General features: G+C 31.2%; 18 protein-coding genes and 3 pseudogenes. All 21 read right to left on the bottom strand.

What is annotated here, in order from left to right; translation table 11 throughout:
- Nucleotides 1-2: 2 nt before the first annotated feature.
- Nucleotides 3-641 carry a hypothetical protein gene (locus BQ7400_RS00575; protein WP_072469104.1) on the bottom strand — a complete coding sequence of 213 codons (639 nt, stop codon included), beginning with the start codon at nt 639-641 and terminating at the stop codon, nt 3-5.
- Nucleotides 638-1,351, bottom strand: a complete 714-nt coding sequence (locus BQ7400_RS00570) for a beta-carotene 15,15'-monooxygenase (protein WP_072469103.1) — start codon at nt 1,349-1,351, stop codon at nt 638-640. Before BQ7400_RS00570 ends, BQ7400_RS00575 begins: the two co-directional genes overlap by 4 nt.
- Entirely contained in the window at nt 1,348-2,010 is a 663-nt protein-coding gene (locus tag BQ7400_RS00565; protein WP_072469102.1) for an ABC transporter ATP-binding protein, read from the bottom strand. The genes BQ7400_RS00570 and BQ7400_RS00565 overlap by 4 nt, the downstream gene beginning before the upstream one ends.
- A gap of 223 nt (nt 2,011-2,233) precedes the next feature.
- Nucleotides 2,234-3,259 carry an alpha/beta fold hydrolase gene (locus tag BQ7400_RS00560; RefSeq protein ID WP_072469101.1) on the bottom strand — a complete coding sequence of 342 codons (1,026 nt, stop codon included), beginning with the start codon at nt 3,257-3,259 and terminating at the stop codon, nt 2,234-2,236.
- Between the two features lie 90 nt (nt 3,260-3,349).
- Nucleotides 3,350-3,511, bottom strand: a pseudogene (locus tag BQ7400_RS10420) (DNA (cytosine-5-)-methyltransferase); the annotation flags it as partial.
- Nucleotides 3,512-3,749: 238 nt separating this feature from the next.
- Nucleotides 3,750-4,172: an arsenate reductase/protein-tyrosine-phosphatase family protein gene (locus BQ7400_RS00555; RefSeq protein ID WP_072469100.1), complete on the bottom strand. Its 423-nt coding sequence runs from the start codon at nt 4,170-4,172 to the stop codon at nt 3,750-3,752.
- A 1-nt stretch (nt 4,173) separates the two neighbouring features.
- The gene (locus BQ7400_RS00550) at nt 4,174-4,575 is read right to left on the bottom strand and encodes a thioredoxin family protein (RefSeq protein WP_072469099.1); all 402 of its coding nucleotides are present in this window, start codon (nt 4,573-4,575) and stop codon (nt 4,174-4,176) included.
- A gap of 85 nt (nt 4,576-4,660) precedes the next feature.
- Entirely contained in the window at nt 4,661-5,656 is a 996-nt protein-coding gene (locus BQ7400_RS00545; RefSeq protein WP_072469098.1) for a permease, read from the bottom strand.
- A gap of 2 nt (nt 5,657-5,658) precedes the next feature.
- Nucleotides 5,659-6,732 (bottom strand): ACR3 family arsenite efflux transporter, encoded by a 1,074-nt coding sequence (arsB, locus tag BQ7400_RS00540; RefSeq protein WP_072469097.1) that lies wholly within the window; start codon nt 6,730-6,732, stop codon nt 5,659-5,661.
- 61 nt (nt 6,733-6,793) lie between these two features.
- Nucleotides 6,794-7,105: an ArsR/SmtB family transcription factor gene (locus BQ7400_RS00535; protein ID WP_072469096.1), complete on the bottom strand. Its 312-nt coding sequence runs from the start codon at nt 7,103-7,105 to the stop codon at nt 6,794-6,796.
- 573 nt (nt 7,106-7,678) lie between these two features.
- Nucleotides 7,679-8,050 (bottom strand): SdpI family protein, encoded by a 372-nt coding sequence (locus BQ7400_RS00530; RefSeq protein WP_072469095.1) that lies wholly within the window; start codon nt 8,048-8,050, stop codon nt 7,679-7,681.
- A gap of 414 nt (nt 8,051-8,464) precedes the next feature.
- Entirely contained in the window at nt 8,465-8,893 is a 429-nt protein-coding gene (locus tag BQ7400_RS00520; protein WP_072469624.1) for a DUF5301 domain-containing protein, read from the bottom strand.
- A gap of 430 nt (nt 8,894-9,323) precedes the next feature.
- Nucleotides 9,324-9,830, bottom strand: a complete 507-nt coding sequence (locus BQ7400_RS00515) for a hypothetical protein (protein ID WP_072469094.1) — start codon at nt 9,828-9,830, stop codon at nt 9,324-9,326.
- Nucleotides 9,831-9,887: 57 nt separating this feature from the next.
- Nucleotides 9,888-10,505: a class I SAM-dependent methyltransferase gene (locus BQ7400_RS00510; protein ID WP_072469093.1), complete on the bottom strand. Its 618-nt coding sequence runs from the start codon at nt 10,503-10,505 to the stop codon at nt 9,888-9,890.
- Between the two features lie 150 nt (nt 10,506-10,655).
- A pseudogene (locus BQ7400_RS00505) lies at nt 10,656-10,976 on the bottom strand (23S rRNA (uracil(1939)-C(5))-methyltransferase RlmD); the annotation flags it as partial.
- Nucleotides 10,963-11,945: pseudogene (locus tag BQ7400_RS00500) on the bottom strand (recombinase family protein). The pseudogenes BQ7400_RS00500 and BQ7400_RS00505, both read right to left, overlap by 14 nt.
- Nucleotides 11,946-11,999: 54 nt before the next feature.
- Nucleotides 12,000-12,137: a hypothetical protein gene (locus BQ7400_RS10540; protein ID WP_180371932.1), complete on the bottom strand. Its 138-nt coding sequence runs from the start codon at nt 12,135-12,137 to the stop codon at nt 12,000-12,002.
- A gap of 410 nt (nt 12,138-12,547) precedes the next feature.
- Entirely contained in the window at nt 12,548-12,958 is a 411-nt protein-coding gene (locus BQ7400_RS00495; protein WP_072469092.1) for a sigma-70 RNA polymerase sigma factor region 4 domain-containing protein, read from the bottom strand.
- 220 nt (nt 12,959-13,178) lie between these two features.
- Nucleotides 13,179-14,600, bottom strand: a complete 1,422-nt coding sequence (locus BQ7400_RS00490) for an ABC transporter ATP-binding protein (protein WP_019118516.1) — start codon at nt 14,598-14,600, stop codon at nt 13,179-13,181.
- Nucleotides 14,588-15,304 carry an energy-coupling factor transporter transmembrane component T family protein gene (locus BQ7400_RS00485; protein WP_230582924.1) on the bottom strand — a complete coding sequence of 239 codons (717 nt, stop codon included), beginning with the start codon at nt 15,302-15,304 and terminating at the stop codon, nt 14,588-14,590. Before BQ7400_RS00485 ends, BQ7400_RS00490 begins: the two co-directional genes overlap by 13 nt.
- Nucleotides 15,270-15,860, bottom strand: a complete 591-nt coding sequence (locus BQ7400_RS00480; protein WP_072469091.1) for an MptD family putative ECF transporter S component — start codon at nt 15,858-15,860, stop codon at nt 15,270-15,272. The genes BQ7400_RS00485 and BQ7400_RS00480 overlap by 35 nt, the downstream gene beginning before the upstream one ends.
- Between the last annotated feature and the right edge of the window lie 8 nt (nt 15,861-15,868).

The following is a 15,868-nucleotide window of genomic DNA, read 5'->3' as shown; positions in this document are numbered from 1 at the left end:
AACTAATAGTAGCTAACTACAATCCTTTCTTTTTTCGTATTTATACCCAAAATTATACTGATGGAGCCTAGGATAAAAAACTTAGTCATTAAATAAAAGACCAAGGAATTTGTAAAGTTATAGACTAGGCCACATCCTATCATGACAGCTAGGGATAGCCCGATTAAGGGCATTTGGAGAGAATTTACTTTATTCATATTTCGAGTGCAAAGAATAATCAAGACGATTATTAGAGTGTAAAGCAAACTTGATAAGATTAAGTTTAAGGCAAGGATCAGGCTTAAATCAAGTTTCACTAGGTTTAATATCAGGCTTGGAAGGACTATGATCAAGGTTGCAAAATAGATGCTAAAGAAATATTTGCCTAGAATTTTTCCTATAGAAAGTCCATTTGCAAGTAAAAATTCAAGCTTCTTGCTTATCTTATCTTCCACCAAGGTGTTTTTAGACAGTTCCAGACCAAATAGGACAAAAAGGATTAAAATCCCATCAATTTTAACTATATCTATGACCTTGTTTATTTCTTGGTTTCCTCCATCAGAAAGAAACAAGGCAATAAATGTACAGATGAGTGCCATAAGTGACATTAAAAGGGCATTTTTATCTAAAAGCTTTTCTAAATCCTTCATAACTAACTTCATGACCAGGACCCTTCCTTGTTAATGACAGATTCATTGTTGATCTTAGACAAATCTTTCATAGAAAATATTGCAAAGATTAAGGCTAATCCTATATTTATTCCTAAGATGATATAAATAAGGTTTAGGTTAGATTTTTCTATTAATGATAGAATCTTCGCTGAAAATGTGCCTATCATGTAAATTAAAATTGTTGTTCCAAAGAAAACTATATTTTTGAAAAACTTAAAGTTTTTTCGGGATAAAGATATAAGGTTAAAAAATAGGATTTCAAAATAGGTCATCCCTATCATTGTTACAAATACGCCCACAATCCACTTAAATTCGATCTTATAGTCATATAGGACATAGGATAGGAAAAATAATATAAAGGGAACAATGGAAGATAGGCGCCACATTTCTATTGCATAGGCTTTTATCACATCTTTTATGTTTATACCTGATGATAGGATAAATTCTATCCGTTTATTGACTTTATCCTTGACTGTTAAATTGACAACCATAGAATTAGACATAATTAGTGAAATTCCAAGCATTAGCACGTATAACATCAATACAATATAATCATTTCCTCTTGAATCAAACATGCCCTTATACAGTAAAAAAATAAAGCCGAGAGAAATCAAGGTAAATAATAATAAATTCAAAATAAAATCTTTATCTTTTCTTAAATAGTAGCGACAAGCCCTATTGATATTCATCTTATCCTTCATTTTGAACCTTCCTCTATAAATAAGTCTTCTAAACTTTCTCCTTGAATTTCGTCTATGTCCTTCGTAAAAAGTAAGACTCCTGATTTTATCATGGACACTTTGTCAGCCACCTTTTCAATTTCAGAAAGATCATGACTTGTAAGAACGATGGTCTTACCTTCATCCTTTAATAATTTTATGAGTTTTCGAATCTCAACTCTTGATATTGGATCAACTCCACTTGTTGCTTCATCTAAAAATATGATTTCCCTATTCATCATTACAATAATTAGTAAAGATAATTTCCTCTTCATGCCTTTAGAATAGGTTGAAACATTTCTATCCAGATCATTTGTAAGTTCTAGTAAGTCAGAATATTTTTGGTAATTATCCAAACCATAGCCAAAATACAAGCCATACAATTTAATGTTTTCGAGCCCTGTCTTATCTTCATACAAGTAGTCATTTTCAAGTAACATTGCATGACTTCCCTTAACATTTACCTCTCCACCATCTTGGTCATAAAGACCCGTGAGGATTCTAAGGAGACTTGTCTTGCCAGACCCATTGGGCCCCACAAGAGCATGGACTGTATTTTCTTCAATTTCCAAAGAAAATTTATTAAAAAGCTTCTTGTTTTTAAAGTTTTTACTCATATTTTGGACTTCGATTACATTCATTGATAAACCTCCTATCCCTGATGCTGTAGATCTTTGTGATTGCTCATTCATAGCGCAATCCTCTTTTTTATTGTATTTTTATCTTAATCCAGCCAAGGATAATTCACATGAGTAAATACTGCAAACTTTAGCATTAAAAGCAGTTGCAAAACTGCCTTTCTTTTTGACACTAAAAAAGACGGTAGATGATTATTTCTACCGTCCTTAAATATCAAACCATTTTCTACTTATGATTTTCTTTTAAGAAAGCATCAATGGCCTTTATTGATTCACTTCTTGCTTTTTCATTGTTTTCAGCTGTTCCACCTGTTGCAATTCTCGCGTTTTTGAAATTTATAACCCCATTGCCTGCAAAGATATGCCCGGCTCCTTTATACGAATGGATTTCGGATTTTGGCTTCTGTTCTTTTATTTTATTTGCCATGGCAAGGCTATCCCACATCAAATCATCCTCGCCTACAATCATTAATATATTTGCCTTAACATCTTTGACTGGTATTAGTTTTTCCTGGCTTGATGCGTCTTTTTCGATTGCAGTGTTATAAGTATCTTTAAAACTAATCGGACTTTTAATCACAGCTGGAATGACAATATTATTTAAGAATGACTTAAATGATGATTTTTTAATATCGATATAGGGAAGCTCTTTGCCTTCATATGTCCACGATGAACCATAGTCTTTAAAATCGAGACCAGCAAAATTATAAGATGAAGGCGCCATTAAAATCAGATTATCTATTTCAGGATATTTGCTAGCCAAATTAAGAGCATATTCTGCACCTTTTGATGCTCCCAAAACACTTATCGGCTTATTGTCTTTGATATTTTTATTTATATACTTGATAACATCTTCAAATTGTTCTAAGGGAATTTTTCTCAAAGTCTGTTCTTGGTTTTTCATACCATACATAAATAGGGCAAAAGTTTCATAACCCTCTTTAGCCAATCTTTTCGCATTTTCAAAATTTGGACTCCCGTCAGAACCTCCAAAACAAATTACAAGACCCTTGTGGGATTTTTCCTTAGGCACAAATCTAAAGCCTTGCATCCTACCCTCATCTAGGTAAGTTACATCAACTCCATCAATATCTGTAGGATATAGACTTATGTCAGTCACATCTTTATAGTAGCCAGGAAGTTTCAAAGTATTGACCTCTTTATACTTATGGTCATTATATATTCTAAGAATAAAAACTAAAACTACTAAAATAATAACAATTGAAAAGATTCTAAAAAATATTTTCTTCATTTTATTCCCCTCCTTTAAAATAGCATACAGATTCTACTAGTATTTAGCGAAAATCTGTTTGTAGTTATTATATCATCTTTAGAATATTAGTTACACTACCCGACAAAACGCTTTAATAAGTGCCATTAAAACATCATCCACGATAGAATTGCCAGCCTGCCTATATAGTTCACTTGAGGTGCAATTTTTTCTTCTTGGGTGTACTCGTCCTAGTTTATCTATATCACTATTATCAAAGCCCGTGAGATTTAAACCTTATCTTTATATTAAATAAAAAAAGAGTCGCCTTGTAAGCTACTTTTGTAGAAAGTACAATACATCAACGCTATGACTTCCGCCGTCGAATCTTGCCAATCGAATCACCCTGGTGGGCGCTTCTCTTTGACAATTGAAAATATGTAAAACCTATCGGCATTGGAATTATAAGTCTCTAGCAGATAGGAATTATAGCTATTAAAAAATAATTATTGCTTTATTCAAAAATCAACTTCTATTTTTCATTCAAACTGATTTCATTTTTCTTAATTCTAAGGCTTAAATCCTTAATATTTTTTTCTATTTTAGATATAATTTCCCTAAAAAACGCATCATCTTGACCTGTGGGATCTTCCAAATTCCAGTCCTCTGTGTATTGATTTTCTACAATCGGACAAAAAACGTCACACCCCATAGTAATGGATATATCGATATCTGGCAGGTCAGAAATCAGCTTTGAATATTGAGTTTTCTCCATATCAATATTGTATATATCTTTCATTAATCTGACAGCATCTTGATTTATTTGGTTTTTTATTTGCCTTCCAGCTGAATAGGAGTCAAAGACATCTGAAGCATATTTTTTCCCTAGGGCTTCTGCAATTTGGCTCCTACAGCTATTATGGACACATATAAATGCAACTTTTGCTTTTCTCATTTTAATTTACACCGTTCTGTTCTAATAAATCTTTCACTTCAGCCTTGTTTAAAACTTTGCCATAGGATACAACTTTGCCGTTTATTACCAATGCCGGAGTAGACATAACTCCATAACTTGCGATTTGAGAAAAGTCTGTAATGTGGTCTATATCTTCTTCAACATTAAGTTCAGCCAGGGCTTCCCTGGCTGATTTTTCTAAAGCAGCACATTTCGAACAACCAGAACCTAGTATCTTTATCCCCATCTCTTTTTTCTTTTCTTCTGCTTTTTCTATATTCTCTGACGAGTAATTTACATCACAACAACTTGTTTCTTTGACTTCCTTATCATTAACAGGTTGGCAATTGCCTCCACAAGTACAATCTTTCTCTCTTTTTTCTTTCTTACCAAATAATCTCATTTTTTTCCTCCTTAATCCACACGATTGTTTTCACAAGAGCATATGTTTTTTGCTTTCTTCTGAATACTTTCATTTTAGTTCCCCATTAAATTAAAATAGGGCTAAAAATGTTAAATAAATATCCTACAACCATGATCCCAAAAATACAAATTCCTATGAATAGAAATAAAAGCTTTGGTTTAACTGCTTTTTTTAACATAATCAATGATGGTAGGCTTAGTGTTGTTACTGCCATCATAAAAGATAGAATAGTTCCTAGTTGAGCACCTTTTGCCAATAGAGCTTCTGCTATTGGTATACTTCCAAAAATATCAGCATACATTGGTACTCCGACAAGAGTTGCCAAAACCACTCCAAATGGATTCTTGCTGCCTAAGATATTTTCTACCCAAGTTTGAGGAATCCAATTGTGGATCAATGACCCTATGCCCACACCTACTAAAATATAGGGGAAAACTTTTTTGAAAGTGTCAGTAACTTGCGTTTTAGAAAAATCAACCCTGTCTTTTAATGTTAAACTTGGCGAGCTAATATCAACCTGACTGGCATTTTTTATAAAATCTTCTACATACCTTTCCATATGCATTTTTTCGATGAGGCTGCCACCAATTACAGCAATAATTAGCCCTAAGACTACATATGCTAGAGCTATTTTACCTCCAAAGATACTCATAAGTAAAACAAGGCTACCCAAATCAACCATTGGAGAAGATATTAAAAATGAAAAACTCACTCCAATAGGCAAGCCAGCACTTGTAAAGCCCATGAATATAGGGATTGAAGAGCATGAACAAAAAGGTGTTACAGTGCCTAGTAAAGCAGATATGATATTTGCCCCTAATCCATCAAAACGTCCCAGAATTTTTTTACTTCTTTCAGGTGGGAAATAGCTTTGTATATAAGAAATGATAAAAATCAACACGCAAAGTAATATTGTAATTTTTATAACATCATAGATGAAAAATTGTAAACTCCCTCCAAGTTTTGAAGTCATATCAAGGCCAAAATTTCTTAATACTTCTCCTATCAATTCATTGAGCCATTTCATACCTAGAATTTGATCTTGAATAAAATTCCACATCCCTAACCTCCGTAAACTTTAGATTCTTTATTTTCTAAAAACCAGTGTTTTGTATTATTGGCAATATTTACTAAGAATAACATAAGAGGTACTTCAGTAAGAACACCTACAGTGCAAGCTAATGCAACTGGTGAATCTATCCCAAATATTGCTATTGCAACAGCTACCGCTAATTCAAAGAAATTTGAAGCTCCAATCATACCTGCTGGTCCAGCTATTTCAAAAGGTAGACCTACTTTTTTGCTTAAGCCATAGGCTATGGTAAAAATTAGGAATGTTTGGAGGGTAAGTGGAATAGCTATCAATAAAATATGAAATGGGTTTTCTAAAATTATATTTGCTTGTGAAGAAAATATAATGATTAGGGTCAATAGTAGTCCAATTGTTGTCATTCCATCAAATTTACTTAAAAATTCTTTTTCAAAATAATCCTTTCCTCTTTTATCAACTACTATTTTCCTTGTGATGACACCTCCTAATAATGGAATAGTAACAAATAAAAACACACTAGTAAATAAGGTGCTATAGGGTACTACAACATTAGATACACCTAATAAAAACTTCACTATAGGTACAAAAGCAAATAAAATGATTAAATCATTTGTGGCTACTTGAACCACAGTATAAGCAGGGTCACCCTTTGTAAGAGTCGACCAGACAAAAACCATAGCAGTACATGGCGCAGCTCCCAGCAAAACAGCCCCCGCTAAATAATCATTGGCCAAATCATTAGGAATGATATTTTTAAATATAATAAAGAAAAACAAATAAGCTATTCCAAACATTGTAAATGGTTTTATGAGCCAATTAACAGCCCATGTTACAAATAGGCCCTTTGGATTTCCTCTAACTCTTTTAATACTTTGAAAATCTACTTTCATCATCATAGGATAAATCATAACCCAAATTAAGATTGCTATCGGTACAGATATACCTGCAATTTGCATTTTACCTAAAGCAGATGGGATTATAGGTATATATTTTCCTATAAGTACCCCCACAATCATGCAAAATAATACCCATAAAGTTAGGTATTTTTGAAATACATTAATTCCTTTATCCTTATTTTTTCCCATAGTTCTTCTACCTCCTTTAGTATAGATATATTTAAATGTTTCTATGTATAGCCCAAAAAATTTACTTATTCCTAGTGTGACAAATACATTCCTCTCCGCCATCAAATATTTCCTTTAAGTCGGATTTCATCTCCTTCAGAATCTTCTTATTGGCAATGTAATATATATTTTTTCCTTCTCTTCGACTAATAACTAGATTAGCATCCTCTAATCTTTTCATATCATTAGATAGTGTTGGTTGTGTTATATCGAATTGCTCTAATATCTCACAAGCACAAAGCTCATCACAAGATAACATATCTATAATTTCTAATCGCTTTGGATCACTCAAAACTTTTAATTTTTTTGATATCTCTAGATATTTATTCTTCATGGAAACCTCCCTCATCTTTTCATATAAAATTATACAAATCATATAGAAGGTTGTCAATGTGTTTTCCCTTTATATCTTAAAATAGTTTCCTTTTCACCATCTCAACTCATTTATACCTATAAACTTGTCTTATCGCTGTGCATTATCCCTGGCTTTATTATTGAGCTATATTCTCTACTCTTTCTAAGATTATCATTATAAAGATTTCTCCTAGCTGATTTTTGTTTATGATTTTCATAATATACTGATCATTAGCCTGATACTATCTACCTGTTCACTCCACCTAAAGTATTCACAGGGAATACAGACTCTGCAATAATTTACAAATGGACTATTTCCTCCAAGTAGCATTTAAAGCAAAAAAATTAGGCCTTTAAGATTTCTTCTAGAGATCCTAAAAGCCACCTGTTTCAACAGTCTTATAAGCTATTATCTTATTTCTTTGACATCAAGACTATCTTGCTGATAACCCTATATCAAGAAATAGGTCTTAACGCTCGTTGCAGAGCGAAAAATAGCAAAGGGAATGTTGTTTGCTGATAAAGCCTAAGGCACTACAAGCTGGGTTTTGTATTACAATTTGTTTCCACTTTCATCAAAACGCTTCTTTAAAGCTTTCTCAGTAGAAATCACAATTACAATAAAACTCATCATTTGAATCATGGTAATACCAAGTCCTATCCAGCCTATCCTATCAATTGGTTTACTACTCACTGTAGGCATAATGGCAATGGCTAATATCAACGAAGGGAAAAACATATACAAGGAAATTTTTGAGGAATATTTTTGAGCGAAATCCCATGTATCTTGATTTTTCATAGACCGTTTTGATCTATATCCACTTACATTATTAATTGTTTTAAGTTTTGGGCATAGATACCACATTAATAATAGTGCTGCAGGTATCAACAAGGTAGCTATAAACATAAACATCCAAAATCCCATATTTTACAATTCTCCTCCAACTTCAAATTTTGTTATTTGATAATAGTAATACAGATTCCAAATAAAGTTAGGTTAATTCCAATGATAAATTCTACCAATCCCACTTTCTTGGCATATTGTTTTGTTTTCCTTCCTGCTTTATAACTTCTTCAAAACCGTTGATTAGGTTGTACTTCTTTTGAAAATAAATCTTATATCCAAATGTAGTAAATGCAACACTGAGCGTCACTAGCATAATTTTTAAAAGAGCCCTTAAGTATACCTCCTCCCTAAGTCATTTTTGTTGCACTTGACAATTCAAGATAGAGAAAAAGCTTTTTACCTACTCTGCTGTGTTCGTACAAGTCTTATAGGTTTTATCTAATAGAAACTTATAACTTGCCAAGCTTGATAAACTTAGATGGTTGAACATCATTATTTTATCAAATTACTAGTGATTCTATCAAATGTTTCTTCTCTTAATTTCCAAATACCTGCATATGGCTGCTCAACATAACGACTATTTTTGTCTTTATATAAATACACAAGGCTTGGACTTTCTTCTGCATTTTTATGATGAAATTTAACGATAATATAATCCTTTATATTTGTGGGTTGATCGTTAACACTTTCTCTACCAGTATCATTGGTATTTTCCTTAATCTCTTCAATTGTGCCGGATATTTCATCTTGATTCTCAATTTTCAAACTATCTTCTGAAGTGTTTTTCATAATTTCAATTTCTTTTATTTCTTCGGCTTTTGGTAGGTTTATTTTTTTATTACTAGCATTTTTATTACTAGCACATGCAGTTAATGACAAAAGAGTTATTAAAACGAATGCTATTCCAAGATATTTTTTCATGGTTTTCATCTCCATTTTCGATTTATTATAGTGCTCCATCAGTACAATTCCACACTTTTTAATCTGCACAATATAAAGATTTGAAAGCTTTAAAATCAAATTTTTCTAAAACCTACTCCTTGATTTGTACATAAGAAGCTTCTCTTTCGGTACTTGTTTAGTCAAACTCATCTAGCTTTGTTTCAACATTTATATACTTATCAACATCAAGTTTGGACAATAATGCCACCGTCTCAACATGGCTTGAGTGGTCAGTATGAATAAAATTGTAATTTTCTCAAAAACCTCGTATGTGGGAATATGTCAATCAATAAACATCTTATAATTTATTATATCATTCTTGAGCAAAGAAAAAACAGTAAACCGATTTGATTTACTGTTCTTATGGTATCTCTTAGCAAATTATTAAATTGTTTATGCAACTCTAAATTTATCTTCCTAAAAAGCCAACAAACAAAGCTTGAATTGTAGCTATAATTGGTACAAGAAAAAATGGAACTAATAAAAAATGTTCTCGAATTGCCAAATGTTTCATCCAATTATTAAACTCATAATCTTTGTGTCCCTCTGTTCCCGGAATAACTATCTTTTCTTTATATTTTCCTTGAAATAAGAGACAATCCAATAACAAAAAATCTCCTATATTTAATATACTCCACTGAATGTATCCCATCCAAAATATATTCCAAAAGCCAACGACTCCTGAATGTAAAATGCTTATTGTTGAATAAATAAAACAAACTCCCACAATAATGATAGTAAGTGTCATGTTTATCTTTTTCTCTTGCTTTGTCATTTGTTTCGGAGCTATTTTTTGGATAGCCTTTGGATAAGAATCCAAAAAGAATCTTGGATTAATAAGTACCAAAGAAGCCACTGAACCGTTAAAAATAGCTGCTATAGCAATTCCGACAAGAATTGCCTGTATTAAATCCATAAAATCATCTCCCTTTTGCTTTTAAATTCAAATTACTTTGTAAATAATAATTTAATATTACTTTTTATATGCAATCATTACACCAACTGGTGCAAGACCTCCATATACCAATTTCATTTCAACTACTGAAAACCCATATTCCTCAATAAAATCTTCAAATCCCTTTTTATCCCATTCTTGATACATCTTAAATCCTAAAATAGACATCAACCTTTTTATAAGTTTTCTTTGTTTTCCCTCCTTCCATAGAAAAGTGGGGGCGAACAAAGTCCCATTAGGTTTTAACACCCTATATATTTCTTTCATCGCCTCATCCGGTTTAGGCATAATATGAAGTGCATTAGCAATTACAACACAATCAAATTTTTCATTATCAAATAATAGCATGGTAGCATCAGCCATTGCAAAAGTTAGTTTTTCATTTCCTCCACGTTTTTTTGCCTCTAAAATCATCTTCTCAGAAAAATCTGTTGCAAGCCAGCTTTTAGTATGTTTTGAAAGATTAAATGACAGTTGTCCTGAGCCGCAGGCAAGTTCAATAACTTCCATTTTATCATTCAAATATGGACAAATTTCTCGACAAATTTCATTATAAAATGATGTATCTTTTTCCATCAAAGGAGCATACAACTTGGCGAATTTATCCCAAAATTTTTTGTTACTTTTATCAATCATTTCAACGCTCCTTTAAATATAAAAATAATCCTATCAATCTTTATATTGAGCCTATTTTCTCATTGATACCTTGCAAGAAAGGAATAATAGCTGTTCCTATACCAAGTAGGAATGTCATAAATGCAGAAAGTCATAGGCTGTCATTCTTTTCTATTCAATCATTTTGAAGTGTCTCAAGGCATCCATGATAGCTTCTTCTTTTTCAGGTGTACACTGTGGAATAATTTGTTTCTCCTTTTTAGACTTGTTGTAATGTTCTCGTAATTCTATTCCACATTTCCTTTTTATCTGTGCAATATATAATGTTGAAACTTTTAATTGAAATTTATTCCAAACATATTCTTTGATTTGAGCATATGTTGCTTTGCTCTCCGCACTTGTCAAATCCATCTCATCCAGCTCAATTTCAACACTTATGTGCTTATCGACATCGAGTTTGGATAAAAGTGCTACCGTCTCAACATGCGTTGTCTTTTGCTTGGGAATATAAATTTTTATCCTCGTCATTCTTGTAAGACCACAATTTATTAATGTCATTGTCTTTGGAGTTTTTTCTTTTATCTTTGAAATTATTAGAGTCTTGACTATCTTTAATTCCTGTTTTGAAATAGGATGTTAAGTCATTGGTTTTCTAACTTTTTCAAATCTTTGACTAAAGTATTATCATTTATTTCTTCTTCAACAATTTTTAAAAAGTCATCTATTACTGTTGAATCTGCATGGCATAATTGCCTATAGCTTTCAACAAAAGCTTTTTCTATTGCTACTTCTTGTGTTCCTTTTGAATGAGGGCAATATTTTTTACCTTTTTTGTTGATCTTACACACTGCCAGTTAATTTTTTTATAAATTGAACTTGTGTGCCAAGTTCTTCTTGAAAGTATTTCTCCACAAAATCCACATTCCAGCATACTATCTTTTAAAGATATATCTAACAATTTTAGCTTCTTCTTCATTTATAGAGATACTTTTAGTTGTAGGGTCATAGCCGTAGCCAAGGCAACCTTGAAAACCAATAAGCTCCCCTTTTTCTATTTATATTTTCTTCTTCAAATACTACACCAACATTGTTTTCCTTTAATAGTCTTACATACTTTAAGGTATCTAATGTATTTCTAGCAAATCTTGATATAGATTTAGTAATTATCATGTCTATATCTCCATTTTGGCAATCGCTAATTAGTCTCATGAGATCTGCTCTTTTAGTAGCAGTTGTTCCTGTTGTTGCTTCATCTGCATATATACCAGCTAAAGTCCAGTTCTTATTATTTTTTATTAGATTTGTGTAATAATCAACTTGCGATTTATATGATTCAAGTTGGTCTTTACTATCAGTGCTAACTCGACAATATGCTGCAACTCGTTTTAAATCTAAATGTAGTGCATTTCTATTTCTAGCTCCTGTATTTGAAGCTTTTATTAATTTTACTTTAGTATTCATTTTACCTCCTTCCCATTTGTATCTTTCTACAGTGTTATTATATCACAAGATTAACTACTTTCTATCCATCTTCTTATAATCATTTTCTAATCTGTTCTTAATTTTTGTATATTCCTTATCATTAATTAATTTAAGATCATAAAGTCTACATAACATAGCAACTCTCATGCTATAAATCTTTATTTCTATCATAATAACCTCCTATGTAAATTTAAGTTTTTTGACATTGACAAGTGCCTTGGATTAGCAACATAGGAATCTCACCTCCGCCTCTGTTCAGGATGAGCCGGCTTCAACCTTAGATGTATCATTATCCTCATTTTCTTCATAGCGAATAGAGTATCCCTCCCTATATTCAAACTCTTACTTATCGCTCCCTTTCTTCTTCCCTTGCTTTTAGCTTAGCAGTACTTGTTTTGCCAAATTATTCAGCAGAAAGATCTTGGCGGATAGATTATCACGCTCCAAAAATGATTAACGTCTTGTCTTGGTCTATTCAATTGTTATGGTTCAAGTATTGTTTAAATTTCTTTTAAAATAGAAAGAGGACAAAACTCCCCTCACTTTATAAAGGAAAATTTGCCCTCTTTGGTAACCAGAAATTATATTTCTTCTATAAATTTCTTTAGTTTTTCTAAAATCTTATCTCGCCTTTTTATTAAAGCAGGATGTGATATATTTTGAGTCTTTGCTACTGCACGAAGTGTTTCATCATTGAAATATAATCTTTCAATGATTTCCCGTTCATCCTTATTTAACTTTGACATAGCATTACTTAGTGCTTCAATCATAATTTGTGTAGCTACAACTTTTTCTACATCAACATTTTTATCTTCTAGATTGTCTTCAAAATTCCCATCATGATTTAGGGACGAAAAAAAGAGCAAGTGGTTTTTCTTGTCCACCTGCTCTAAATATTTTTCGTGTTCTCTTTCTTGCCAGTAGACTTTGTATATCTGCTCGCTTACTTTAATTTTTTGCCCACCGACATAAAGGTAATATTCTTTTGACATATATGCTTCCTCCATTCTTTTTTGTCTTTTTGTTTTTAGACAAAAAAAGGAGGACTCCTGCTCTTGGGCATGGTTAGTCCTCTAAAATGAACGAAACTATTTTTAATATAGATTCTTTTTGGATTTGCTATATTATTTTTAACAGATATATTATATAAATATCGTCTTTCGATGTTTAAGTCTATTTTCTCCTTGTTTTAATATATGATAAGTTGAAATATTACATTTGCTCAATAAATTCAAATATTTTTTCTTCATTATTAAATAAGACAAACCTATCATAATTATTTTTATCTAGAGTTAAAGCAGAATTACAACACTTAAAAAGAAATTCCAAATCATGAGTTATAATAACTATTGAAATCTTTTTAGAATACTCATTTATAAGCTTAGCCATGATTTCCATATTCTTATAATCAAGTCCTGATGTTGGTTCATCTAATATGATTACTCGTCTATTTGATAGAAAAGCAGTAATTACAGCTAGCCTTTGTTTCTGACCTCCTGATAATTTTTGAGGATGTGATGTTCTTTTATCCCAGAGATTTATTTCCTTTAAAAGTTTTTTAATTTCTTCTTTATCAGATGATATAGACAGGAGTTCATTTTCAACTGTATCTAAAAATATTTGTGAATCTACATCCTGCTGAACTAGGTAAGAATTTTTTAGTCTTTCTTTTTCTCGTACACCTATACTTGTATCTTGATTTTTTCCAACAAGTCCAGTTATTATTCTTGATAGAGATGTCTTACCCGATCCATTTTTCCCAAGTATTCCTAAAACTTCTCCCTTCTTTAAATCAAAAGAAATGTTTTCTAAAATGCTTTTCTTACCAACACTTACATATATATTATTAAAAAATTCTACAGAATCTTTTTCAAAAAAATTTCTTTCAGTTTTTAAGTTTCTTTCTTCTAAAGTCCTAAGTCCTAATTCTTTGGCTAGATTATTATTAAAATTTTCTCTTGTAAAAATTTCATTGATTGTTGCACCTTTCATAAACACAATTCTATCAAATAAGTTTTTTAGATAATAAAGTCTATGCTCGGCTAATATTATGGTTTTACCCATAGATTTTAATTCTTTTAAAATCTCTTTAAAGCTTTCAATAGAATCATAATCTAGAGAAGAGGATGGTTCATCAAAAAATAAAATTTTACTATCTTGAATAAGAGCTGAAGCAATAGCTACTCTCTGTCTTTCTCCTCCTGATAGTGAAAAAATAGATTTATCAAGCAGTTTTTCTATTTTAAGCAATTTACTTATAGACTCTATCTTTTCTATAATCAAATCTCTTTTAATTCCCAAGTTTTCTGCCCCTAAGGCAATTTCATCATAAACATTTGTACAAAAAAACTGATCTTTGGGATTTTGAAAAACAATGGATAAAATTTTTGAAAGTTCTCCTTTTTTATATTCATTTATATCTCTTCCTAAAATTTCAACCTCTCCATCTAATTTTCCTTCATAAAAGCTTGGAAAAAGACCCGTAATTATTCTTATTAGTGTGCTCTTCCCACAACCAGAATTGCCTGTTAATACAATAAACTCTCCATCTTTGATATTAAATTTAATATTTTTTAAATTCTCATTTTCTCCATAAGAAAAAGATTTAATATTAACACTAATCACATTTTCCATAAACTTGCTCCTAGCATAAAAACTGTGCTAATCCACATAAAATAATCAAATTTTGAAAATTGCAAATTATATATGGATGTTTTTTTACAATCTATTTCAATCCCCTTTAAAATAATTGAACAGGTTAATACATCGCTTATTTCAAGACATTTATAAAGTAAAGGCACAAAATAAAGCTCAAAAGTCTTTATTGGGTGAAATATACTAGTCTTAAATCCTCTTATCTTTTGTCCATCTTTTATTTCTTGGAGTCTTATTTTTATTTCAGGTATAAACCTAAAGAATAAAGCAATAGGAAGTCCAAAGCTTGTAGGCATTCCTCTATTAGTAAAAGAAGCTACAATAAAAGATGCCGAATATAGACTCATGACTCTTGCCATAATAAATATAGGAGCGTAAAGAAATATAATTCTAAGCATGAGATATATCGAGCCAATAAAGACACCACCCAAATAATTTTCTAAAATCCTTATTAAAATAAAAATTACAATCAAAAATAAAGTAAATTTAAAACTTAACTTTAGTGAATAAATGGATAATGATAATAAGCTTAATAGTAGACATGTAATATAAAAAGCTTCATCTCCTATTGTGAGTATTATAGAAAAGATTATAATTAGCCCAATTATAGTAATTGGGCTAATTACTTCCTTTTTCTCTTTTTTACTTTTAACCAAGAACACTTTTTTTATTCCTACCAGCAAAAAACTTATTATAGATATATGATCCAAATTTTGCACCAATGATTGATGCAATTATGGAAATAACAAAACAAATTCCAATATTTGCAGGTGTGTAAAAGTTTCTTAAAAAGTCAAAGTAGTCCGCTCCCATCATTTCAAGCATCGCCTTAGATTTTGAAAAGAAAAACACAATTATCATAGGATGAAGTGAATATACAAACATACCCGCTCCAAAAGCAAGACCAACCTTACTATTGCCTCTATCATAATTTTCACTACTTCCCACTACAAGTTCAGCTAATATTCCAGCAATGGTATTTATAATTATAATAGGCCACATCCCCATAAGAGTGTAGAATAGTCCTATCAAAAAGAAATATAAAAATGCGGTCCCCCTCACCTTTACACTCCTTGCCAAAATTACAAATACTGGTGCTACTACAATCGTAGCAAAGGCACAAGACAAATATAAACTAGGCATTAAACCTAAAGCTCCTGTAGCATAACCAAGTCCCATTGTTAACACAAATCCTATAACTGAAAAAACAGCAATTTTTACAATATTTTTTAAATTCATCTTCTCCT

Source organism: Urinicoccus massiliensis (genome assembly GCF_900120405.1).
GTDB classification, from domain to species: domain Bacteria; phylum Bacillota; class Clostridia; order Tissierellales; family Peptoniphilaceae; genus Urinicoccus; species Urinicoccus massiliensis.
Note: the sequence above shows the minus strand (reverse complement) of the source record. Positions and strands in the feature narration are given on the sequence as shown.